Here is a 21,831-nt window from a genome sequence, read left to right as displayed (position 1 = left end):
ATCGGACCGTTCGCCGGTCCACCGCACGCCTAGGGTCGGGACCATGAAGAACGGTCTCAGCGTCCCCCAGGGCGCGGCGCTCACCCTCGGCGCCATGCTCGGCACCGGCGTCATCTCGCTCCCGGCCCTCGCCGCCGGCGTGGCCGGTCCGGCTTCGCTCGTGGCGTGGGCGGGTCTCGTGCTCCTGTCGATCCCGCTCGCCACGACGTTCGCCGCGCTCGGCGCCAGGCACCCCGACGGCGGCGGCGTGGCCACCTACGCCCGGCTCGCGTTCGGCGAGCGGGCGTCCACCATGGTCGGCTGGGCGTTCTACGCGACCATCCCGGTGGGCGCACCCGCCGCGGCGGGCTTCGCGGGCGCCTACGTCGCGGACGCGACCGGCGGCGGGGCCGGCACCGCCCTGGCCACGACGGTCGCCATCATCGCGGTCTGCGCCGTCATGAACTGGTTCGACCTGCGCGTCTCCGGCACCGCGCAGCTCGTCATCGCGGGCTCGGTGGCGCTGCTGCTGGCCGTGGCCGTGGTGGTGGCGCTGCCGCACGCACAGCCGGGCAACCTCACGCCGTTCGCCCCGCACGGCTGGGGCGCGGTCGGCTCGGCGGCGGCGCTGCTGGTCTGGGCCTTCGCCGGCTGGGAGATCCTGGGCTCGCTGTCCGCCGAGTACCGCCATCCCTCCCGGGACATCCCGCGGGCCACGGCGATCGCCGTGGCGGCGGTCGGCGTGCTGTACCTCGGCGTCGCGTTCGCCACGGTCGCGGTGCTCGGGCCCACCCCGGGCCCGGCGCCGCTGTCCGACCTGCTGGTGCTCGGGTTCGGCGAGCACGCCCGGCCGGTCACCACGGTGGTGGCCGTGCTGCTGACCGTCGGCGCCATCAACGTCTACTTCGCGGGCGGCAGCCGGATGGGCGCGGCCCTCGCACGGGACGGCGCCCTGCCGGGCTGGCTCGCCGCCGAACCGGGCCGCACGCCGCGCCGCTCCCTGGCCCTCATCACGGTGGTCGCGCTCGGTACGACGGCGGTGCTCGCCGCGACGCACCAGTCCACGGACGCGATCCTGCTCATGGCGACCGCGACGTTCTCCCTGCTCTACGTGGTGGGGACCGCGGCGGCGCTGCGGCTGCTGCCCCGCTGGGGCGCGGCCTGGTGGTGCGCGGCCGTGTCCCTGGTGGCCGCGCTCGGCCTGCTCGTGATGACCGGGGCACATATGACCGGGCCCGTGGTCGCCGCCCTCGGCGGGCTCGCCTGGACGGTCTGGCGCCGTCGCCGGGCGCGGGCCACGGCGGCCGTCGCGGCACCCGTCACGGCTCCAGCAGGCGACCCAGAGCCTGGATGCCTGGCCGGATCGAGCTCGTGACCGCGGCGCCGATGCCGAGCACGAGGCCGTCCCGGTGGGGTCCGGTCGCGAAGGAGGCCAGCGAGTCCAGGCCGATGGACCGCCGTCGGGCACGGGAGACCAGGGCGGTCGAGGTCAGCGGGGCGGCGTCGGAGAGGTAGGCCGCCACGTGCAGGCCCGCCGCCGCCGGGACGGGCTCGACCGGCAGCCCGGCCAGCGCGTCCAGCAGGATCTCGGTCCGCTCGGCGTAGACCGCGGACGCCTTGCGGACGTGCCGGGCGAGCAGGCCGTCGTCGATGAGGCGCGCGAGCGCACCCTGCACGTGCACGGCCCCGTGCCCGTCGGTGAGCTGGCGCGCGGCGAGCAGCGCCTCGCGCAGCGACGGCGGCGCCACCAGGTACCCCACGCGCAGACCCGGCAGCAGCGACTTCGAGAAGGTGCCCACGTAGACCACGCGGCCGTCCCGGTCCAGGGCCTGCAGGGACTCGAGCGGACGGCGCGCGCGGCGGAACTCGCTGTCGTAGTCGTCCTCGATCACCGCCGCGTCGTGCCGCGCCGCGTGCGCCAGGAGGGCGCGCCGTCGCGCGAGCGACAGCGGCATGCCGAGCGGGAACTGGTGCGACGGCGTGGTGTAGACCAGGCGGGCGCGCGCCGGGATCTCGTCCACGACCAGGCCCTCGGCGTCGACCGGCACGGGCACCACCCGCGCCCCGTGGAGCGCGAACAGCTCCCGGGCCTCGGGATACCCCGGGTCCTCGACGGCGACGACGTCCCCCGGTTCGAGCAGCACGCGCGCCACCAGGTCGAGGGCCTGCTGGGCGCCCGTCGTCGCGATGACGTCGTCGGGCCCGGAGCTGACCCCGCGAGCCCCCGACACGTAGCGGGCCACGGCGGCGCGGAACCGGGGCAGGCCCGCCGGGCCGCCGTAGGAGCCCGCCGCGACCCCGCCCGCGCGCGACTCGGCCGCCAGCAGCCGCCGCCAGGTGTCGAACGGGAAGAGGCCCGCGTCCGGGATGCCCACGCGGAAGTCGTGGGCCGGTGGCGGCGCGTCGCCGCTGGCGGGCTGCACCGCCCACCGCCATCCCGCACGCGGCCGCAGCACGCCGGGGCTGCGCCGCCGGGCGGGCACCGCGTCGCGTGCGGCCGCCGTCGCGAACGTCCCGGCGCCGGTCCGCGTCTCCAGGAAGCCCTCCGCGATGAGCCGTTCGTACGCCGTGGCGACGCTGGCGCGCGAGACGCCGAGGTCCCGCGCGAGGTCGCGCGTCGAGGGCAGCCGCTCCCCCGCCGGCACGCGGCCCGTGGTGAGCGCGGCGTGCAGGGCGCGGTAGATCGCGTCGGTACGCCCGGTGCGGTTGCTGAGATCGACGGCGAGGTCCACCTGCCGATCATGGCGCATCGGGCGGGCCGGCTCGTCACAGTTCGGACTCAGCGAACAAATCACCCGGCCAACCAGGCGTTTTCGGGCTTTTCGCCCGGCCGTCGGACCTAGCATCCGGGCGTATGAGCACCGATAGCGCACCGGCGAAGGCCTCGGCCGAGGAACCGTCCGGCGCGACGTCCGAACAGCCCGACACGACCGACGAGACCGTCTCCGAGCTGCTGTCCGAGGCAGCGGCCCGGGCTGCCGTCCCGGGGGCGGCGCCTGCACCTGCCTCGTCCGGCGCAGCGCCCGAGACGTCATCCGCCGCGACGCCTGAAGGGACGCCCGGGGCGGACGAGCCGGGCGGCCCGACCGGAGCGCCCGACGAGCCCGCGCACGCGGGCGACCTGCCGCCGTCGGCCCGCCCGCTGACGGCCGCGCTGCTCAACCTGAGCGGCCTCGGGCTGGGCTACCTGCACCTGCGGGCGTGGATCCGCCTGGCCGTCGCCCTGGCGGCGACCGCGGGCCTCGCCTGGGTCGCGCTGCCGATCGGGCGCGAGCCGATCGCCGCCTGGTGGGCGGTGGGTTACGTGGGCGCGCTCGCGCTGTTCGCCCTGGACGCCGCGCTCCTCGCCCGACGGCGGGCTCGGCGCGCGACCCGGAAGCGGACGGTCTGGACGCCGAGGGCCGCCGGCCGGGTCGCGTGGGCGACGCTCGCCGTCGTGCCGCTGCTGAGCGCCGGGTACGTGGTGACCCAGCACGAGGTGCTGGAGGAGTACCTCGCCTACGACCTCGACCAGGCGGCGCAGAGCCTGGAGTCCGCGGGCCCGGTGTTCGGGCCGTTCCGGGACGAGTACGACGCCGCGTACGCGATGTACGTGCGGACGGCGGACGAGCACCCCGGCACCCGCGCCGCCGACCGGGTCCCCGGGCTCGTCGACGACTTGTACACGCAGGCCAAGGGCAAGGACGCGTGCAACGCGCTGACCGTGGTGCGGCACTTCGCCGAGCCGGGCACCCCCGGGCCGCTGCAAGGTGTCGCCGAGGCCGAGGTGCCCGACGCCCTGCACGACTGCGGGATCCGCTCCGCCGACCTCGGCCAGTTCCCCACCGCGAAGAAGTACCTCACCGAGCTCCTGGTCGACCACCCGGTCAGCGACCCGGCCGCCGCCCTGCCCGGCGACCTCGAGAAGTGGCGGGACGAGCTGCTCAAGGACCTGGCCGGCAAGGACGGCTGCGACGACACGGAGCACGTGACGGGGTCGACGGGTTTTCTCGCGGGGTTCGACTCGGGCAAGGTCAGCGCCCTGGCGGACGAGGCACGCACGAAGGTGCCGGCCGGGCTGCTGAAGTGCGGCGTGCAGCAGCTCGAACGGCGGCAGTACGCGGCGTCGGCCCAGAACATGGCCGGCCTGCTCGAGTCGTACCCGAGGGCCAAGGAGGCCGAGTACGCCGAGCGGGTCCAGATCGCCGCGGGCATCGCCCTGGTGGACCCCAAGGCGGGAGTCAAGGTGCCGGCCCGTGACGAGCCCGAGGGCACGATCACGCTGACCGTCTACAACTACAGCCCCGACGAGTTCGAGATGGTCTACACCGGGCCCGCGACCGGCGTCGTCAAGATCGAGGCGTGCGACGACTGCGAGTACATCGCGGAGGGCGACGACCCCGAGTGCAGCGTCTACTCGCTGACGCACCCGAGCAAGACCGTCACCATCCCGAAGGGCGACTACATCACGGCCACCCGCTACGACGGCATCGTGCAGGGCTGGCTCGGCAACGAGGTCGACAAGGTGAGCTACACCGCCAGCGGCGGGCTCTGCACCTGGACCTACGAACACTGACCACCGACGACCGGGCCAACCGGTCCCGTGCCGCCGAATTGAGTTCCCCCGGCGGCACGGGACCGGTTGAATACGTTCCGACATGACTACGTACTACACGTCCGACCTGCACTTCGGACACCTGAACATCATCCGGTTCTGCGACCGCCCGTTCCCCGGCGTGGGAGCCATGGACGCCCGGCTCGTGCAGCTCTGGAACGAGACCGTCACCGACGACGACACCGTGTGGGTGCTGGGCGACGTCGCCCTCGGCGCCCTCGACGAGTCCCTCACCAACATCGGCAGGCTCGCGGGGCGCAAGATCCTCGTGCCCGGCAACCACGACCGCTGCTGGGAGGGCGACCGCTCCCTGCGCAAGGGCGAGCCCGAGGCCCGCGAGAGGCGTCGGGCGAAGGAACGAGAGCGCTACCTTGCCGCGGGCTTCGCAGAGATCCACGACCGGCCCGAGCCGGTCACGGCCGACGGCCATACCTTCGAGCTGTCCCACTTCCCCTTCGAGGGCGACTCGCACGGCGCGGACCGGTACGTCGAGTACCGGCTCGCGGACCGGGGCGGCTGGGTCGTGCACGGCCACGTGCACGACACCTGGCGGCAGCGCGGGCGGCAGATCAACGTCGGCGTCGACGCGTGGGGCGGGCGACCGGTCGCGGCCGGGACGATCGCGGGCCTGATCGCGGACGGGCCGCGCGACCTGGAGCCACTGGCCTGGGCGTGACGGCCGGCCCGGGGCACGGCCGGTCCGGACATGACAAGAGCGCACGTTCGCAGGTGATGAACGTGCGCTCAGGCGTCAGGTGCGTGGCGTCGCAAGTTCGCGGCACACGCACTGCGTCAGCGGATACGCCAGGGCGTCGTCCGCGACGCGGGGGTCATGCGGATACGAGGGACTCCGCGTCGCGGTGTTCCCGGTCGAACTTGTACGACTCGATCTCCGCGGCGCTGAACATCAGGTCTGCACCGACCATGTGGTAGTCGATCTCACCGGCCTCGAGAAGGTCGATGACGTGCAGCTTCGAGACTCCCAGCAACCGCGCGGCTTCGAGCGTGGTGAGGTCCTCGTGCGGACGGTCGGCTTCGGCTTCCATTGTGATCTCGTTCACACCTCAAGTCTTGCGCGTTCCGGTGCCCCGAGTCCAGTCGAATCGGTGCGAGTTTCGATATTGGACGGTGATTCTTTTCTCCGGCCGAGACAGGGTCCCGATAATTCCTCACGCACGGCGGGAGGAACATGTGAAAGCAAGCGCTCGGAAGTTGTGACACGATAAGCGCCATTCGGCCGGTCCCGACGTGGCACTCGGCGTGTTTCCTGTCAAATGGCGGATCGAAACGATCCATCGCGCGCGAGGGGGATGGATGGCCGCGCCGTCCGCAGTGTCCGCACTGATTCCAGCAGTCAGTAGCAGGCCGCCGGATCTCGAGGCAATTCTTGATATCAACCGCGCCGCATACGATCTGCTCGCCGGAACATACAAGGGCACAACCGACATCCGCCAAGAGAACGCCAAGAAGTGGCTCTCCAAACGAGTACCGGAGATCACCGGACCGGAGCAGCCGACGGCTCTCGACGTGGGCTGTGCGGACGGCACCCACTCCCGGGTCCTGTCCATGCTCGGGTACAGCGTGACGGGGGTGGACTTCTCCGCTCCGATGATCTCCGCCGCGCGTGAGCTCATGTCCGACCCCACCCTGCCGAACAAGCCCTCGCTCCTGCACGGCGAGTTCCTGGCCGGTCGCTACACCGACGAGGGCGGCGCGGCCGCCTCGCTCGAAGGCAGACGCTTCCACCTCGTGCTCGCCACGGCCTTCGTCCACCTCTTCCCACCCGAGGCCGACGACGACGCCGTGCGCAAGGTGCTCGGCCACGTCGCCCCTGGCGGCACCGCCCTGATCTCGACGACGGCCGCCACAGCCAACCGGCAGGGCCTCGAGCTCAAGACCGGGGCGAACGGACAGGTCGCCCCACGCTGGCGGAACCACTACACCCTCGAGCACTTCGTCTGGCTCGTGCGCGAGGCCGCCCGCGACGTGTACGGCGCGAGGGTTCCGGTCCAGCCCTGGGTCGTCGTCGACCCGGACGTCGAAGGCAAGCTCTGGGTCGACGTCGTCGTGAACCGGCCGGCCTGATCGCGCCCCTTCTCAGCCTGTCGGGCCACGCAGCCCGCGATACACAGCCGTCCGCAGCTCGATCGCGTAGGGCCCCAGCTCCGGCATGCCCAGCTTTGCGGCCGCATCGATCTCCGCCTCGATGTCGTAGGGCACGCGAACGAACTGCAGCCCGAAAGCTGCCGGCTCCGGCTCGCCGACCAGCCCCTCGAGAATCGCGTAGCTGGGGATCGGCTCGTCCAGAGGGTTGCCGACGCTCCCGACGTTGAAGAGCGTCCGGCCACGCTCCACCTCGACGAAAGCGTCGTGGATGTCGCCGTAGCCCACCATCGACGGCCGCACCCCGCCGCCCGTCATCGGCGTGTTGACGAACATCCCCTCGAACTCTTCGGTCGTGTGGTGGGCGTGCACGCGTACGTGCGGGCTCGTCGCGGACGCGTGAAACAGCCTGATGTGCCGTCCACTGATCAGCAGATCGTGGCTCAGCGGCAGTGCCCGGAGCCAGTCGCGCTGGTCCTCGCGCAGCTCGTCGCGCCACCAGATCATCTCGGGGGACGACTCGTCGCTCCACACCGGTAGGTGGTCGTCCCAGTTGCCCCGGATGTTGATGTCACACGCCTTGTCGCAGCGGTCGACCACCTCGCTTCCCCGTGGCCCCTTTCCGACGAGGTCGCCAAGGTTGATGATCCGGTCGATCCCACGTGACTCGATGTCGTCGAGCACGGCATCGAGTGCGGTGAGGTTGCCATGGACATCACTGATCAGGGCAATCCGCTCTAAAGGCACGCCCTGGATAGTGCCACATCCCGATCCCCGCGCGCCGACATCACCTCGGCCAACCGTTCACTCCACCGAGCGGGAATGTGCATCTTCACAGAAGATCTGCCAAGATCCGTGTGGCCACATCTGGCCACATTCCCAGTGCCCGCACCATTCCGGCGGACACGCCCCGTTCATGCATCCCCGTGCCCTAGGAGCCGCATGTCGGCCGTGACAACGAGCGCATTCGTCGCGCTCCGGCCAGACCTCGCCTCCGTGCTCGATGCAAACCTCAACGCGTACCAGGCACTTGCCGACCATTACCAGGAGACGTCGGCCCAACGTCTGCGGCACGCAGCGCAATGGTTGCGGGACCCCTGGCGAGGTACGCCCCTGAGACCCGCCGCGGCGGGACATGCCCTCGACATCGGCTGCGCCGACGGCGCCCACGCGTTCTTGCTGGCGAGGCGTGGGTACACCGTGACCGCCGTCGATTTCTCCTCCCGCATGATCGATCTCGCACGCGCAAGGAGCACACCGCGCCCGCGCGGCCCCCGGCCGAGGTTCGTGGAAGGCGAGTTCCTCGGCGGCGAGTTCTTCGATGCCGCCGGTGAAGCAGCGTCACTCGACCGGAAGTTCGAGCTGGTCGTGGCCAATGCCTTCGTCCATCTCTTTCCGAAGCCCGCGGACGAAGACGTCGTGCGTCGAGCACTGGGCCTTGTTGCCACGGGAGGCATGGCCCTCTTCTCGACCACGATCGAGGACATCCGCGATGAGAACTTCTTTGCCAAGACCCGGATGAACGGGACCGCCGTGGAACGATGGCGCGGCCACTATCCGAAGGACGACTTTCTCAGTCTCGTTCGGGATACCGCAGGAGACGCATTCGTGATCACCGACCTGCTCACCGCAGACATGCGGGGCAAGCCCTGGCTCACGGTGTTTGCTCGGCGCCGCCACGTGAACGAACCGGACCGGCCGCGGTGAAGTCGTAGCCGCTCAGATCGGAGATCGAGTCGATGATCTGCGACACGACCGACCGGTCTCGCGCATCATCCTGGTAGTACGCGACGCCGAACCGGATACGCCGTGGCAAGCGGCCGGTGACGTGGAACTCGATCAGACCGTTCACCTCCGGCGTCCCCGGCTCGGCGATCGTCGCGCCGAACGGAGAGATCGCACGATACGTGTGCACCCGCACACGCTCGTCGTCGCACTCGGCATTGACCTCCCGCGCCATGGCGCCGATGTCCCGGTGCGACTTCTCGGCCTGCGCCACTATGTGCGGGTTGTCGTAGTAGCGCTCCAGGACACCTGCCATGCCCCAGCTCCTCCGCAACCACCGCGGGTCGACCATCACGATGTGAATCTCGAGCCCGCCCAGAGCCGCCGTCCGGATCAGGTCCACCTCGCGCGAGACCTGCGTCATCCCCACGCCGTGAATGATCAGCCTCTCGCGAGCTCCGAGCAGGGTTTCCGAGAACTCGGCCCCTCGGACGCGCTCCTTTCCCGCGGACACGACACCGCGCAGCTCTCGCCGCCTGGCTTCCGCCTCCCTCACGGCGCGGGCGGCCGCCGCCTCGGCGTCCGAAGCCTGTCGGAGCCGTTGGACGAGCACGGCAACGGCCACCAGGACAAGAGTCGCCGACGTGCACACGACCACCGCGCTCGCGACCCACGCCGGGACGACGTCAGGCGCAAAGGTCAGCAGCAGATTGGCGGATACGCCGAGGACGACAACCAGCAGCCCGCCACCCGTCCATGTCCGGCCCGTCTCACGCGTCCGCCGGCCGGTGACCGGCCAACGCTCGCTTCCCGCCCTCATCCCCCCGCCTCAACCAGCCGGTATCCGAGCAGGCGATCCGCCTCTCGCAGGATGTGCGACATGTACGGCTGGTCTCCGCCGGCCCCTTCGAACCCCGAGGCGACCAGCCTGAACCAGCTCCGGCGCCGCCGGAACACGTGGAACTCGATGTATCCCTTCGGCTCTTCGGACCAAGGATCCGCGATCGTCGCGCTGTGCTGCACCCACGACCGGTACGTATGCACCCGCACCATCCCCTCGCCGGCGCTGCCGTCGTGATGTTCTGCGAGCCTCACGAGCGATGAGTGCGCCCTCTCGGCGCGAGCGACAAATTCCTCCTCGTCGTAGAAGACATCCATCAGATCCCGAAGCTGGGCTCGTTCACGCAGCCACGCCGGATCGACCATGACGAAGTCGATCTGCACGCCCCTCTCCAACGCAGCCTCGACGCGGTCCCGGTCCGTGGAGATCTCCGTCAGCCCGAACCCGAAGCAGAGCACTCGCTCCTGCGCGGACCCCCACACCTGCCGGGTGTCGACCTCCCGGCTCCGATCGCCACCCACCGCCTCGATGCCCCGCATCCGGCGCCGTTCCTCCTCCAGGCGGCGCGACGACTCGACGACCTCGCGGTACACCCACAGGGGCGCCACGACGACCACCACCGCCGTCATGCAGTAGACGACGACCTGAGCCGCCTGGTCGGGCACGACGTCCGGCACGAACGCCAGGGCCAGGTTCGAGGCCAGCCCGAGCGCGACGACGACCAGGCCGCCCCAGGACCACCCGGCATGCCGCCTCACGACGCGGCCCCGGGCGACACGTCGTCGTCACCGAGGACCAGGTGTTCACCGCCGCGTCCCAGCGCCGGCGGTCTGCGTTCGGCCGGCACCGGATGTCCCACGGCGAGCTCGAGCGAGTGCAGCACGTGCTGCAGGATCGGCGGGTTCAGGTCGTCCTCGCCGTCGTACTGCTTCAGCCCGATGCCGAGGCGTTCGATGGACTTGCGGTACAGGTGGAACTCCACGTAGCCGGACGCCTCGGCCGTGCCGGGGTCCCGGATCGAGCCGCTGTACTGGACGGTGGTCCGGTAGGTGTGAATGTTCAGCTGACCCTGGCCCGCCTCGTTGATCTGCCGGGCGAGCCCCTCCAGCCGGTCGTGCGCCTGGAGCACCTGGCCGATGAACGCCTCGTCCCGGTCGTAGTAGCCGTCGATGGTCGCGGCGATGGCCGGGTGGCCTACGAGCCACTCCGGGTCCACCTTGATGACGTCGACGTCCACGCCACGGTTGACCATCGCCCAGATCAGGTTGGGGTCGCGCGCGACGCTCGTCATGCCGAAGCCGAACACGACGACCTGGCGGCGTGCCGCCCGCCAGATGTCGAGCGACGCGTTCCGGTGCTCGCGGTCCGCGCTGACCCACTCGATGCCGCGGTACTGGCGCAGCTCGGCGACCAGCCTGGCCCGCTCCAGCTCGGCCTCCCGCTGCACGCGCTGGCGTGCGGCGAAGGTCTGCTCGAACAGGTAGACGACCGCGATCACCCCCGTCGCCACGGCCGTGGACCAGACGATCGCGACCGTCACGCGGTGCGGCATCACGTCGGGAATGAACGTGAGAGCGAGGTTCGACATCGCGCCGAGCGCGACGACCAGCAGACTTCCCCGTGCCCAGTTCTGCATGTGGACCACCCCCAGGACTCGCACACAAACGACCTGGTCCCCTTGACACAAGGCTAAAGCCACAGATTGGTCAAGTCTATATATTTACGAAACATCAGTTTCGTATGGTGCAGCCCCGGTACAGCCTTGCCACATCCCTACGCCGCGACCAGCCCCCCGAGCTCCAGCGCCTCCGCCCGCACCCGCCGCGCCTCGTCGAACCGCTGCTGGTCGTGCAGCGCAAGCGCCAGCGTCCGCAGCGCCTCGGCGAGGCGCGGGCGGTACTTCGCGGCGTTCTCTGCCAGGAGCTCACGCAGCAGGGCGACGGCCTCGCGCACGAGCTCGACCGCCTCGTCGCCGAGGCGGAGGACGGCGAGGAGCGCGCCCAGGTTGCTCAGCGACTGGGCCAGCCGGGCGCGGTAGCGGTGTGGGTCGGCGTCGGCCAGGCCGCGCCACGTCCTGGTCGCCTCGTGCTCCGCGTCGAGCGCATCCTGCGACCGGTGCAGCCGGGAGTGGGTGACGCCCAGGGCGGACAGCGCCTCGGCCAGCTCGGGGACGTACCGCCGCGGGTCCTCGGCCGCGAGGCGCCGCAGCACCTCGACGGCCTCCTGCTGGAGCTCGCGCCCCTCCTCCCACCTGCCCGCGTCGGACAGCCGGGTGCCCAGCGCCTGGAGGGAGCGCACGAGGTCCGCCAGGTAGCACCCCGGGTTCTCCTGGGCGGTCCGCCGCCGGATCGCGACGGCGTCCACGAGGTGCTCCAGCACCTCCTCGGTCCGCCCCTGCGCCGTCAGCACGTTCCCCAGCACCTCCAGCGCGTCGCCGAGGCCGGGCAGGTGCTCGTCCGGGTCGGCCGCGGCCAGGCGGCGCCGGAGCCCCAGCGCCTCCTCGGCGGGGGCCAGCGCCTCCGCACCCCGGCCCAGCTCCAGCAGCCGGCGCGCCACGTCCGAGAGGGAGCTGGCCAGGGGCGCGGCGCACCGCTCAGGGCTCCGGCGGGCGACGGCACGCCACAGCGCGACCGCCTCGCGGCTCGGCCCGAGCGCGACCAGCGGCTGCCCCAGCTCGGCGCGGGTCGCCGCCGCGGCCGTCTCCGCCGCGGCCAGGTCGAACGCGACGGCGTCCGGGTGGTCCGCGGCGACCAGGCGGAGCAGGCACCCGGCCTCCTCCAGGCAGGGCAGCGCGTCGGCCGGGCGGCCCTGGGCCGCGCAGGTGGCGCCCAGGTGCGCGAGCACGGCCGCCAGCCGAGGACGGAACCGGTGCGGGTCGGCCTCCGCCGGCCCGCGGAGCAGGCCCACCGCCTCCCGCTCGAAGGGTTCGGCGTCGGCGGCCCGGCCCACGTCGCCGAGCGCGACTCCGGCGTCGGCCAGGGCCTCGGCGCGGCGGGCGACGTCGTCGCGACCGGTGGCGGCGAGCGTGCGCAGCGTGATCTCGGCGCGCAGCTCGCCGAGCGTGAGCGACGGGCGCGGGAGCAGGCCCGTGACGGTGCGGAGCGTGTCGGCGTCCTCGGGGAGCGCCGCGACGGCCGCGCCGAGCAGGTCGAGGGCGGCGTCCAGGTCCCCGGAGCGCCCGTCGAGGCGGTCCACGACCATCGCGGCCGTGCGCAGCGCCGCCCGGCGCACCACGGGGGTGCCGGCTCCGGCCAGGCCCGCACCGAGCAGCGCGGGCACGTCCGTGAGCTCCGCCAGCAGGTGGGGGTCCACCAGGCGGGGCGGCAGCGCCCGGTGCGGGTCCAGGTCGAGCAGCCACCGGCCGACGTCGTGCTCCGCGCCGGGCCGCACGCCCGGCAGGACGGCGGCGACACGACCCACGAGGCGTCCCGCGGCGTCCGCCGTCCGCACGCCGGTGAGGGTGGCCGCGGCGACGAGGCCGTCCACGGCCTCGGGCAGCACGCCCGCCTCGCCCAGCAGCCCGGCCTCCTCGGCGGAGCGGTACCAGGTCCAGCGCTCGTGCTCCAACAGCTCGTCGAGAGCGTCCGAGACGTCCACGGGCAGCGTGTCCCGCGGCCCCCGCGCCTGCGCGCGCAGGACGGCGCACAGCGCGGCCGCCTGCAGGTCGAGCATCCGGGCGCCGCCCGGGACCGAGGCCACCGAGACCTGCGGGGCGGGCAGCCCGAGGGCGTCCGCGTACGGCTCGACGAAGGCCGCCACGACCCGCGCGTCCACCTGCCCGGGCAGCACCGCGGCCGGGAGGTCCTCCCGCGCCCGGCCGGCCTCCAGCAGCTCCCGGACCGCCAGGTCGGTCGCCGCGAGCCGGTCGAACCACGGGCCCGCGTCCCGTGCGACCAGCACGATGCGCAGGGCGCCGTTGCGGCCCCGGGCGGCGTGGGCCAGGAGGGCGGCCAGCGCCGGCCCGCGGGCGTCGGCGTCGTCGACCAGCAGCAGGGCCGGGGCGCCGTCGGGGACGGCGGCCAGGGCGCGTGGCTCGGCGCCGTCGGGCACGTTCAGGCAGGTCCAGCCGGCGCGGGCCATGTGCTGGGCGAGCTCGCGGGCGAGGCGGGTCTTGCCCACGCCACCCGGGCCGGTGACCAGCCGGACCCCCACGGGTTCGGGGCTGGTGCACCACACGACGAGCGAGGCGTGCTCGGCCCGCCGGCCGACGAACGGCACGACGTGTCGTTCCGGCGCGAGCAGCCGTCCGGGCGACATCGTGTGCGCGAGCGCCGTACGGCGACGTGACGACAACGTGGACACAGCGTCAGTGAACCCCAATCCCACCCGAAGCGGTTATCACACCGAAATGGGCGGGCACGGGGCGTCTCATGGTGTGCGGCGCAGCCGCTCCTGCTCCTCGGCGAGGATGGTGCGCGACAGCGTGGCCTCGGACGACGCGGCGTCCGCCGGTGCGGCCACGTCGACGGCGGACGGGGCGGCGTCGGTGATCTCGGACTGCCGGGCGAACTCCTCGAACAGCGCCGACTTGGACCCGAGGATCTCCATCATCCGCTGGTCCACGGACTGCTCGACCAGGAGCCGGTGCACCTGGACGGTGCGGGTCTGGCCCATGCGGTGGGCGCGCGCCACGGCCTGCGCCTCGATGGTGGGCTTGACCTGCGGCTCGCAGAAGATGACGACGCTCGCGGCCTGCACGTTGAGCCCCACTCCCCCGGCGGTGATCTGGCTGACCAGCACCGACGGCCCGCCGGGCTTGGACAGCGCGTCCACCATGGTCTGCCGCTCGGGCACGGGCACCGACCCGGTCAGCGGCCCGACGGCGAGGTCGCCGAGCAGGTCCATGACCTGTTCCAGGACCGACAGGAAGTAGGAGAAGACGATGACGCGGCGGCCGGCCTCGACCGCCTCGGTGACGAGCTCGCGCAGGCGGACCAGCTTGGCCGAGTCGTCGGCCGCGGAGACGGCGAACGCGGCGCGGCGCATCTTCATGAAGTTCCCGGCGAGCACGGCGTCGCGGTAGGCGGCGCCGTCGACCGGACCGAACTGCTCCCACTCCTCGACCTGCACCATCTCGGGCAGCTCGGTGAGCACGTCCTCCTGGTTGCGGCGCAGGTAGGCGGGCGCGACGATCCGGCGGAACGCCTTCGCCCCGGACAGGCCGGCGTTGGGGTCGAGCTGGGCCGCCACCTCCGGCTGCAGGTAGCCCACCATGTTCTTGAACTCGGCGACCTTGTTCTCCATCGGGGTGCCGGACAGGAACAGGACGCGGTCGGAGCGGTCGGCCCACCGGCGCACCTCGCGGCCGCGCAGCGTCTCGGGGTTCTTCACGTAGTGCGCCTCGTCCACGACCATGAGCGCGGGCCGCAGGTCGTAGGGCAGGTCGAGGCGGCCGAGCACCTCGAAGGTCGTGACGCCGACGCCGCCGTCCGTGAGCCAGCCCTCTGCCGCCCGCTCCCGGTCGGAGCCGTGCAGCACCACGGCCCGCAGGTCGGAGTGCTGCTCCACCTCGCGCTTCCAGTTGGTCACCACGCTCGCCGGGCAGACCACCAGCACGTGCGTACCGCCGGTGGCCATCAGGTGCGCGGCCACCGCGATCGACTGCATGGTCTTGCCCAGCCCCATCTCGTCGCCGAGGATCGTGCGCCGCTGCACCAGCGCGTACCTCGCGCCGAACTGCTGGTAGCCGCGCAGGTTGGCCCGCAGCAGGGTCCGGTCCAGGGGCTGCGCCTCGACGCGCCGCACGACGTCGGCGGGCAGGCCGCCCTCCGCGGCCTCGTGGTCGTCGCCCAGGTCCACGACCTGGGACAACAGCCCGTAGTACTCGGCGGACCGCGCCTCGAAGTCGGCCCACACCTCGCCGCCCTCCGGCGGCTGCCCGACGGCGGCGCGCACCGCTCGTGCGTCGTCGGTCAGCCGCGCGGCGTCGACCTGCACCGCGAGCGCCGAGACCGCCGCGAGGGCGGCGGCCTTCCGGTCTGCGGGCGCGACGAGCCGGCGCCAGACGCTGGTGGCGAGCCGCGCGGGTTCCAGGTGCGCGGGCACGACGTCGGCGACACGGCGCGCCTCGTCGAGGTGCCGGTGCCTCGCATCGGTGGCCAGGCCGAACGCGAACAGGGACTGGACGAGCACGGTGGCGTACGGGTCGTCGGGGTCGACGTCGATGCGGAAGCGCAGGTCGGCGTCGACCTCGTCGGCGAGCTCGCGGGCGGCGGACGTGGCGAGCTTCGCGGTGCCGGCGCCGATACCGGCCTCGACGAGCCGGTCGGTCCCCGCGACGAGCACCTGGGTGACGTGCTTGAAGCCGGCCTTCTCCAGGACGGCGACGCGCAGCTTCTTGCGCCGCTCCTCCAGCGCCGTGACGGGCACGGTGCGCAGGTCTGCGTGGACGCGCACCTCACGGGTCGCCGTGTACGCGTCGCGCACCCGCTCGCGCAGGCCGAGATCGGCGGTGGTGAGCAGCCGGGCGTCGTCGAGCAGGGACCCGGCCTGCTCCAGGACGCGGCGGGCGGCGCGCGCCTTCCACGGCCGCGGCGGGCCGGCGGCGAGGGCTGGTGCTGGGCTGGGGAGGGTCGTCTGCTCGGTCATGGCGCTGCGAGCGTACCCGGATGGTCTGACATGCCCCATTTACGACGAGGGCTATGTTGGGGGCATGACCCACGAGCAGAGCAAGTTCGGCGGGACGCCCGTCACGACGGTCGAGGAGCTCCGCGAGATCATCCCGCCGCCGCTGGGCGCCGCGGCGGGCAAGGTCCGCCCGGCCCTGCACGAGCTCGACCGGCAGTGGCTCCAGGCCGCGCCGCTGTGCCTGGTCGCGACGTCGGACGCCGCGGGCAACCTCGACGTCTCCCCCAAGGGCGACCCGGCCGGGTCGCTGGTGCAGGTCCTGGACGACCACACGATCGCGATCCCCGAGCGCCCCGGCAACCGGCGCACCGACGGCTTCCTGAACGTGCTGGCCAACCCGCACGTGGGCCTGATCTTCGTGATCCCCGGCCGCGGGGACACGCTGCGCGTGAACGGCCGGGCCCGCCTCGTGCGCGACGCGCCCTACCTCGCCGGGCTCCAGGTGCGCCGCAACGTGCCGGTGCTCGCGCTGGAGGTGGACATCGACGAGGTGTTCCACCACTGCTCCAAGGCGTTCCTGCGCTCGAGGACCTGGGACCCCGAGACGTGGGGGCAGGAGTCCGTGCCGCGGCGCGCGGTCATCTCGCGGACCCTGGAGCGCAAGGACGCCAGCATCGAGGAGCTCGACGCGTACTACGGCCCGAGCTACGCCGAGACCATCTACGGCTGAGTGCCCGGGCCGGGGTGAACTTCGCGGCTCTGGTTGGCAGCCCCGGGGCACGGAGAGACGATGCGAACATGTCCGCACCTCCTCCGGAACAGCCCGCTCCCGGCCCCACCCCGCAGCAGCACGCGCCAGGCGGGGGCCAGCCGTACCCCCCGCCACGACCGCGGAGGACCGGCCCCAAGGTGCTCACGTTCAGTGCGATCGCCGTCCTGCTGGTGGGCATGATCGTGGCCGTCGTGGGGTTCGCGGGGGCGGCCCGGGGCATCGTCGAGCTGGTGCCCACGGACCTGGTCACCAGCGAGGGTACGGCCGGCAGCGACGCGCTCGCCCTGGGGCCGTCCACCACGCCCCTGCCCTTCGACGTCCAGGAGCGGGGCGCCTACCTGGTCCTCGAGGTCTCACGGGACTCGTCGGCCAGTCTGCCCACCTCGTCGGTGGGCGCCGAGGGACCGAGCGGCCCGGTGCGCATCAGCCGGCCGGACCAGTCCGGCTCCCTGGAGGTCAACGGCTGGACGGTGCACCCCGTCGGGGTGCTGGTCCCCGACGAGGAGGGCACGCACGCCATCGTCGTCGACCCGCAGGTGGCGACCGACGACGTGAGCATCGCCGTGAGCGGCCCGTTCAACGCGGACAGCGTCGCCGGGATCGGTGGCGGCGGACTCGTCCTCCTGATCGGCCTCCTGATCGGCGGGCTGGGCTTCCTGCTGCTGATCGGCGGCATCATCTGGTGGGCGCTCGCCAAGAAGTAGGTCAGCGCCGGCTCGTCCTACCCCTGCTCGTCGATCCCGAGCATCGCGCGGACGGCGGCCACACCCGCGAGCGTGACGTCGGGCCGGTGCAGGTCCGGTCGGGCCGCCCACATCTCGCGGGTCATCCGGTAGCGGTTCTCCGTGGCCGGCGAGCCCTGCCGGTCCACCAGCGCGACGCCGTTCGGCGCGTAGCCGAGCGACCGGGTCACGCCGTTGGACTCCGGGTTGTCGTCGAACGCCTCGGTCGTGGCGACGGCGGCGCCGAACCCCTCGAAGAGCAGATGCAGAGCCATCAGCCGCATGCGCTTGCCGATGCCCTGGCCGTGGTGGGCCAGGCCGAGCCACGAGCCGGTACCGGCGGAGCGGGTCGCGGCGAACGCCCTGGCGCCCACGCCCTGCACGCCGACGGGCTCGCCGTCGCGGAACACCCCGAGCTCGAACCCCCAGGCCTCGGAGGACACCTTGCCGCGCGACGCCCAGTGGAACTGCAGGAAGCCGCGGCGCACCTCGTCCGGCTCGCCGAGGTTCCACGGGACGAGGAACGGGCTCCGCTCCGGCGGATGGACACCCGCCACGGCGACGTCGGCCAGGCGGACGAGCTCGGCGTCGTCGGGCAGGCGCAGCTCGAGGTCGCCGCTGGTGACCCGGAGCCCGAACGGCGGGAAGGCGGTGGCGAGATCCATCGCCCGACCGTTCCAGGTCCCGCCGGGCGCGGGCAACCTGAAATCGGGACACGATCCCGGCCGCGAGGGCACCGACCGCGTACCACTGGGGCCGACGGGGCATCGCGCCCCTCGGCGTGTCGGGGTGAGCAGCGACGACTTGCCGGGCGTCGACGGCGTGTCGTGGGGGCAAGCCGCACCCGGACGAGGGGTGTCGGCTGGGATGAACTTCGGCCGCCGGAGCCCCGAGGAATCCACCTCAGCCGAACTATCCACCTGGGCCGGAATCCTCGGTGCCGAGACGAACGTAGTTCAGCCGGCCCGACACCCCTCACGCGGGTGTGCGTTACCCCTGAGCGCTCTCGCGCGGCCTCCGATTCGGGAGCCCCTGTGGACACGCTCCGGGAGCGACCGCAGCGAGGCAGGCTGGTCGCATGGCACGCACCAACTACGACCCGCTCGACCGCGACCCGCTCTTCGACGGCACCCTCGATCCCGACCTCGACGACGACGTCGACGCCCCCGTCGTCGTCCCGCGACCCGCTCCGACCCTGTACCTCGACGGCCTGGCGCTGGTGTGCGCGGCGGCCGTCCGGTTCGAGGCCGCACGGCGGGGCCTCAGCCAGCGGCAGATCGCCGCCGAGGTCGGGCTGTCGCGAGCCGCCGTCTCCGAGCGGTTCCGGGGCCGGACCGCCTGGACGCTCGACCAGGTCGGCGTGCTGGCACAGCTCTTCGGCTGCGACGTCGCCGTGCTGGTCACCGAGCCGCGCAAGCCGGTGCGGGAGCTGGCCGGGAACTACCGCTGAGCCCCGCTCACCGCAGCGTGGCGTCCGCCGCGTGCAGCGCCACCGCGCCCAGGTCGCCGTCGGCCTGGGCCGCCCAGGCGTGCTGGCGGGACGCGCCGTTGCCCCCGGCCCAGAGCCCGCCGAGCAGCTCGGTCACGGTGTCGAGGTCCCCGAGGTCCGTCAGGGCGTCGCGGACGTGGTCCACGAGCGCGCCCACGACGTCGTGCGCCGGGGCCGGCCGCCAGGTCCGCGGGTCCACGAGGTCGCCGGACAGCCCGGAGCGGCCCGCCCGCCACAGCGCGGTGCGCAGCACCTCGACGGGAGCCTCGGGCGGCGGCGCGTCCGCCGCCCGCGCCGCCGTCTCCACGAGGCCCCGGGCCAGGGCGGCCAGCAGCGTCGCCGTGTCGGCGGAGAGGCACACGTCGGCGACCCGGATCTCGACGGTCGGGTACCGCGCCGACAGGCGGGCGTCGAAGTAGACCATCCCCTCGTCGAGGATCGTGCCCGTCGCGACGAGGCCTGCGACGGCGGCGTGGTACGCCTCCGGCGACCCGAAGATCCGGGTCGGGCCCGCCGTGGGCCAGCGCGACCAGACCTGCGAGCGGAAGCTCGCGTACCCGGAGTCGTCGCCCATCCAGAACGGCGAGTTCGCCGACAGCGCCAGCAGCGGCGCGAGCCACGGGCCGATGCGGTCGAGCACGGCGACGCCCTCGGCGTCGTCGGCCACGGAGACGTGCACGTGACAGCCGCTGGTGAGCTGCTCGCGGGCGGTCAGGCCGAACTCGGCGCGCGCCTGGAGGTAGCGGAGCTTGCCGACCGTGGTCCCGGCGAAGGCCAAGGGCGACGTGCCGAGGGCCGCGATGCGCGCGTCGTGCCGCTCGGCGGCCGCCTGGGCACCGGCACGGCCCTCGCGGATCGCCACGGCGACGTCCTCCAGCGTCGAGCGCGGCGGCGTGGCCGTCTCGATCTGCTCCTCCATGAACTCGTGCTCCAGCGGGCCGTCGTCCGGCTCCGCCGACCCGAGCACGTCCTGGGCGCGCGCGATCGGCGCCCCGTCGTGCCCGACGAGCATGAGCTCTTCCTCGACCCCGACGGTCCGCCTGGTGACCGTCACAGCAGCGCGAGCGCCGCGAGGGCGTCCCGCGTGGCGTCGGCCGCCGTCATGCGCTGCGCCCGGACGATGTGGTCGCGGCTCGCGTGGTCGAGGAACTGGACCGGGAGGCCCATGTGCACCTGCGGTGTGCCGATGCCCTGCTCCCCCGCGCGCTGCGCCAGCATGTCGCCCACGCCGCCGTCGACCACGCCGTCCTCGACCGTGACCACGAGGTCGTGCTCGCCGCAGAGCTTGACCAGGTTCTCCGGGACCGGCAGCACCCACGTCGGGGAGGCCACCGTGGCCTCGACGCCGTGCGCCGCGAGCGCCGCGCCGGTCTCCATGGCGCAGGCCGCCATGGAGCCCACGCCGACCACGAGCACCTTGCGGGTCACCGGGGCCTGCGTGCGGTTCGCGTCCGGGGAGAACCGGCCCACGACGTCCACGCCGTCGAGCTCCTCGACCGCGGGGATGTCCTCGCCGACCGCGCCCTTCGGGTAGCGGACCACGGTGGGCGCGTCGTCGACGTCGACGGCGGCGCGGAGGGCGGCGCGCAGCGTCGTCTCGTCGCGCGGGGCGGCCAGGCGCAGGCCGGGCACGATGCGCAGCATGGCCATGTCCCACATGCCGTTGTGGCTGGCGCCGTCGTCGCCGGTGATGCCGGCGCGGTCCAGGACGAAGGTGACGCCCGCCTTGTGCAGGGCGACGTCCATCAGGACCTGGTCGAACGCGCGGTTCAGGAACGTGGCGTAGACGGCGACGACGGGGTGCAGGCCGGCGAAGGCCATGCCCGCGGCCGACGTCGCGGCGTGCTGCTCGGCGATGCCGACGTCGAAGGTGCGCTCCGGGAACTGCTCCTGGAACGGGGCGAGCCCCACGGGGTGCAGCATGGCGGCGGTGATCGCGACGACGTCGGACCGGCGGCGGCCGATCTTGACGATCTCGTCGGCGAAGACCTTGGTCCAGCCGAACCGGCTGGCGGCGACGGGCAGCCCGGTCTCGGGGTGGATGACGCCGACGGCGTGGAACCGGTCGGCGATGTCGTCCTCGGCGGGCTTGTAGCCGCGGCCCTTCTCGGTGATCGCGTGCACGATCACGGGGCGGCCGTACGCCTTGGCGCGGCCCAGCGCGCGCTCGAGCGCCTCGGTGTCGTGGCCGTCGACGGGCCCGATGTACTTGATGCCCAGGTCCTCGAACAGGCCCTGCGGCGCGACGACGTCCTTGAGGCCCTTCTTCAGGCCGTGCAGCCAGCGCCACGCGAAGCGTCCGGGCGGGCCGGAACGGTGCAGGGCGCGGGTGCCCCAGCTGAGGAAGGCCTCGTACCCGCGCGTGGTGCGCAGCGTGTCGAGGTGGTTGGCGAGCCCGCCGATGGTCGGCGAGTAGGACCGGCCGTTGTCGTTGACGACGACGACGAGCTTGCGGTCCCGGCTCTCGGCGATGTTGTTCAGCGCCTCCCAGGCCATGCCGCCCGTGAGGGCGCCGTCGCCGATGACGGCCACGACGTGGTCGTCCTTGCCGCGCACCTGGTTGGCCTTGGCGATGCCGTCGGCCCAGGACAGGGCGGTGGAGGCGTGGGAGTTCTCCACGACGTCGTGCTCGGACTCCGCGCGGCTCGGGTAGCCGGACATGCCGCCGCGCTTGCGCAGGTCGGAGAAGTCGTGGCGGCCCGTCAGGAGCTTGTGCACGTAGGACTGGTGGCCCGTGTCGAACACGAGGGTGTCGCGCGGCGAGTCGAAGACCCGGTGCAGGGCGATGGTCAGCTCGACGACACCGAGGTTGGGGCCGAGGTGCCCGCCAGTGCGCGAGACGCTGTCCACCAGGAACCGGCGGATCTCCTCGGCCAGCTCCGGCATCTGCCCGGGCGTCATCGCCCGGACGTCCTCAGGCGAACGGATGTCGCTCAGCAAGCCCATGCGCGTCCTTTCGTCGTGCCCGGTGAGGGGCGAATCGGGGCCCTACTCTAAGGGGCGCCGACCACTCCACTGTGCCACGCCGGGGCCGCCTGC

19 protein-coding genes are annotated in these 21,831 nt (G+C 72.9%); 8 read left to right on the top strand and 11 right to left on the bottom strand.

Going from position 1 to position 21,831, the window contains the following annotated elements; genetic code table 11:
- Nucleotides 1-43 precede the first annotated feature (43 nt).
- Nucleotides 44-1,354 carry an APC family permease gene (locus QRN56_RS12495; RefSeq protein ID WP_285103650.1) on the top strand — a complete coding sequence of 437 codons (1,311 nt, stop codon included), beginning with the start codon at nucleotides 44-46 and terminating at the stop codon, nucleotides 1,352-1,354.
- On the opposite strand, the gene pdxR is transcribed toward QRN56_RS12495, so the two are convergent.
- On the bottom strand, nucleotides 1,299-2,711 hold the full coding sequence (pdxR, locus tag QRN56_RS12490) for a MocR-like pyridoxine biosynthesis transcription factor PdxR (protein ID WP_285103648.1): 1,413 nt from the start codon (nucleotides 2,709-2,711) through the stop codon (nucleotides 1,299-1,301). The genes QRN56_RS12495 and pdxR overlap by 56 nt on opposite strands.
- A gap of 122 nt (nucleotides 2,712-2,833) precedes the next feature.
- Between pdxR and QRN56_RS12485 the strand changes: the two genes are divergently transcribed.
- Nucleotides 2,834-4,534: a hypothetical protein gene (locus QRN56_RS12485; RefSeq protein ID WP_285103646.1), complete on the top strand. Its 1,701-nt coding sequence runs from the start codon at nucleotides 2,834-2,836 to the stop codon at nucleotides 4,532-4,534.
- Between the two features lie 82 nt (nucleotides 4,535-4,616).
- Nucleotides 4,617-5,249 carry a metallophosphoesterase gene (locus QRN56_RS12480; protein ID WP_285103644.1) on the top strand — a complete coding sequence of 211 codons (633 nt, stop codon included), beginning with the start codon at nucleotides 4,617-4,619 and terminating at the stop codon, nucleotides 5,247-5,249.
- Nucleotides 5,250-5,403: 154 nt separating this feature from the next.
- On the opposite strand, the gene QRN56_RS12475 is transcribed toward QRN56_RS12480, so the two are convergent.
- A complete protein-coding gene (locus QRN56_RS12475) occupies nucleotides 5,404-5,634 on the bottom strand; it encodes a helix-turn-helix domain-containing protein (RefSeq protein ID WP_285103643.1) in 231 nt (76 codons plus the stop codon).
- A 253-nt stretch (nucleotides 5,635-5,887) separates the two neighbouring features.
- Between QRN56_RS12475 and QRN56_RS12470 the strand changes: the two genes are divergently transcribed.
- Nucleotides 5,888-6,658 carry a class I SAM-dependent methyltransferase gene (locus QRN56_RS12470; RefSeq protein WP_285103641.1) on the top strand — a complete coding sequence of 257 codons (771 nt, stop codon included), beginning with the start codon at nucleotides 5,888-5,890 and terminating at the stop codon, nucleotides 6,656-6,658.
- 12 nt (nucleotides 6,659-6,670) lie between these two features.
- On the opposite strand, the gene QRN56_RS12465 is transcribed toward QRN56_RS12470, so the two are convergent.
- Nucleotides 6,671-7,423: a metallophosphoesterase family protein gene (locus QRN56_RS12465; protein WP_285103639.1), complete on the bottom strand. Its 753-nt coding sequence runs from the start codon at nucleotides 7,421-7,423 to the stop codon at nucleotides 6,671-6,673.
- Nucleotides 7,424-7,618: 195 nt separating this feature from the next.
- Between QRN56_RS12465 and QRN56_RS12460 the strand changes: the two genes are divergently transcribed.
- Nucleotides 7,619-8,383 (top strand): class I SAM-dependent methyltransferase, encoded by a 765-nt coding sequence (locus QRN56_RS12460; protein ID WP_285103638.1) that lies wholly within the window; start codon nucleotides 7,619-7,621, stop codon nucleotides 8,381-8,383.
- Here the strand turns inward: QRN56_RS12460 and QRN56_RS12455 are convergent.
- The 5 genes from QRN56_RS12455 to QRN56_RS12435 all read right to left on the bottom strand — a co-directional run bounded on the left by QRN56_RS12455 (nucleotide 8,331) and on the right by QRN56_RS12435 (nucleotide 15,830).
- Nucleotides 8,331-9,221 carry a hypothetical protein gene (locus tag QRN56_RS12455; protein ID WP_285103636.1) on the bottom strand — a complete coding sequence of 297 codons (891 nt, stop codon included), beginning with the start codon at nucleotides 9,219-9,221 and terminating at the stop codon, nucleotides 8,331-8,333. The two genes, QRN56_RS12460 and QRN56_RS12455, sit on opposite strands and share 53 nt — an antisense overlap.
- Nucleotides 9,218-9,919: a phospholipase D-like domain-containing protein gene (locus QRN56_RS12450; RefSeq protein WP_285103634.1), complete on the bottom strand. Its 702-nt coding sequence runs from the start codon at nucleotides 9,917-9,919 to the stop codon at nucleotides 9,218-9,220. The genes QRN56_RS12455 and QRN56_RS12450 overlap by 4 nt, the downstream gene beginning before the upstream one ends.
- 77 nt (nucleotides 9,920-9,996) lie before the next feature.
- Nucleotides 9,997-10,878 carry a hypothetical protein gene (locus QRN56_RS12445; protein ID WP_285103633.1) on the bottom strand — a complete coding sequence of 294 codons (882 nt, stop codon included), beginning with the start codon at nucleotides 10,876-10,878 and terminating at the stop codon, nucleotides 9,997-9,999.
- Nucleotides 10,879-11,015: 137 nt separating this feature from the next.
- On the bottom strand, nucleotides 11,016-13,544 hold the full coding sequence (locus tag QRN56_RS12440; protein ID WP_285103632.1) for a tetratricopeptide repeat protein: 2,529 nt from the start codon (nucleotides 13,542-13,544) through the stop codon (nucleotides 11,016-11,018).
- Between the two features lie 66 nt (nucleotides 13,545-13,610).
- Complete coding sequence (locus tag QRN56_RS12435) at nucleotides 13,611-15,830, bottom strand: DEAD/DEAH box helicase (protein WP_285103630.1); 2,220 nt, start codon at nucleotides 15,828-15,830, stop codon at nucleotides 13,611-13,613.
- 64 nt (nucleotides 15,831-15,894) lie between these two features.
- Here QRN56_RS12435 and QRN56_RS12430 point away from each other — a divergent pair, with 64 nt between their 5' ends.
- Together QRN56_RS12430 and QRN56_RS12425 are read left to right on the top strand one after the other, a co-directional pair.
- Entirely contained in the window at nucleotides 15,895-16,539 is a 645-nt protein-coding gene (locus QRN56_RS12430) for an MSMEG_1061 family FMN-dependent PPOX-type flavoprotein (protein WP_285103628.1), read from the top strand.
- A 179-nt stretch (nucleotides 16,540-16,718) separates the two neighbouring features.
- Nucleotides 16,719-17,285: a hypothetical protein gene (locus QRN56_RS12425; RefSeq protein ID WP_285103627.1), complete on the top strand. Its 567-nt coding sequence runs from the start codon at nucleotides 16,719-16,721 to the stop codon at nucleotides 17,283-17,285.
- Nucleotides 17,286-17,302: 17 nt separating this feature from the next.
- On the opposite strand, the gene QRN56_RS12420 is transcribed toward QRN56_RS12425, so the two are convergent.
- Nucleotides 17,303-17,968, bottom strand: coding sequence for a GNAT family N-acetyltransferase (locus QRN56_RS12420; protein WP_285103626.1), 666 nt, complete (start codon nucleotides 17,966-17,968; stop codon nucleotides 17,303-17,305).
- 413 nt (nucleotides 17,969-18,381) lie between these two features.
- On the opposite strand from QRN56_RS12420, the gene QRN56_RS12415 reads away from it, so the two are divergent.
- On the top strand, nucleotides 18,382-18,753 hold the full coding sequence (locus QRN56_RS12415) for a helix-turn-helix domain-containing protein (RefSeq protein ID WP_285103625.1): 372 nt from the start codon (nucleotides 18,382-18,384) through the stop codon (nucleotides 18,751-18,753).
- A 7-nt stretch (nucleotides 18,754-18,760) separates the two neighbouring features.
- On the opposite strand, the gene QRN56_RS12410 is transcribed toward QRN56_RS12415, so the two are convergent.
- Together QRN56_RS12410 and dxs are read right to left on the bottom strand one after the other, a co-directional pair.
- Nucleotides 18,761-19,846: a carboxylate-amine ligase gene (locus QRN56_RS12410; RefSeq protein ID WP_285103624.1), complete on the bottom strand. Its 1,086-nt coding sequence runs from the start codon at nucleotides 19,844-19,846 to the stop codon at nucleotides 18,761-18,763.
- Entirely contained in the window at nucleotides 19,843-21,738 is a 1,896-nt protein-coding gene (gene dxs, locus QRN56_RS12405; RefSeq protein WP_285103623.1) for a 1-deoxy-D-xylulose-5-phosphate synthase, read from the bottom strand. Before dxs ends, QRN56_RS12410 begins: the two co-directional genes overlap by 4 nt.
- Nucleotides 21,739-21,831: the final 93 nt, after the last annotated feature.

Origin of the sequence: Promicromonospora sp. MEB111 (assembly GCF_030209445.1) — a bacterium.
In the GTDB taxonomy this organism is placed as follows: Bacteria; Actinomycetota; Actinomycetes; order Actinomycetales; family Cellulomonadaceae; genus Promicromonospora.
This window is presented reverse-complemented; position numbering and strand designations above follow the sequence as displayed.

Coding starts and splice junctions, on each gene's coding strand:
- QRN56_RS12495 (WP_285103650.1), top strand. CDS start 44: ATGAAGAACGGTCTCAGCGTCCCCCAGGGCGCGGCGCTCACCCTCGGC.
- QRN56_RS12485 (WP_285103646.1), top strand. CDS start 2,834: ATGAGCACCGATAGCGCACCGGCGAAGGCCTCGGCCGAGGAACCGTCC.
- QRN56_RS12480 (WP_285103644.1), top strand. CDS start 4,617: ATGACTACGTACTACACGTCCGACCTGCACTTCGGACACCTGAACATC.
- QRN56_RS12470 (WP_285103641.1), top strand. CDS start 5,888: ATGGCCGCGCCGTCCGCAGTGTCCGCACTGATTCCAGCAGTCAGTAGC.
- QRN56_RS12460 (WP_285103638.1), top strand. CDS start 7,619: ATGTCGGCCGTGACAACGAGCGCATTCGTCGCGCTCCGGCCAGACCTC.
- QRN56_RS12455 (WP_285103636.1), bottom strand. CDS start 9,221: ATGAGGGCGGGAAGCGAGCGTTGGCCGGTCACCGGCCGGCGGACGCGT.
- QRN56_RS12445 (WP_285103633.1), bottom strand. CDS start 10,878: ATGCAGAACTGGGCACGGGGAAGTCTGCTGGTCGTCGCGCTCGGCGCG.
- QRN56_RS12435 (WP_285103630.1), bottom strand. CDS start 15,830: ATGACCGAGCAGACGACCCTCCCCAGCCCAGCACCAGCCCTCGCCGCC.
- QRN56_RS12430 (WP_285103628.1), top strand. CDS start 15,895: ATGACCCACGAGCAGAGCAAGTTCGGCGGGACGCCCGTCACGACGGTC.
- QRN56_RS12420 (WP_285103626.1), bottom strand. CDS start 17,968: ATGGATCTCGCCACCGCCTTCCCGCCGTTCGGGCTCCGGGTCACCAGC.
- QRN56_RS12415 (WP_285103625.1), top strand. CDS start 18,382: ATGGCACGCACCAACTACGACCCGCTCGACCGCGACCCGCTCTTCGAC.
- dxs (WP_285103623.1), bottom strand. CDS start 21,738: ATGGGCTTGCTGAGCGACATCCGTTCGCCTGAGGACGTCCGGGCGATG.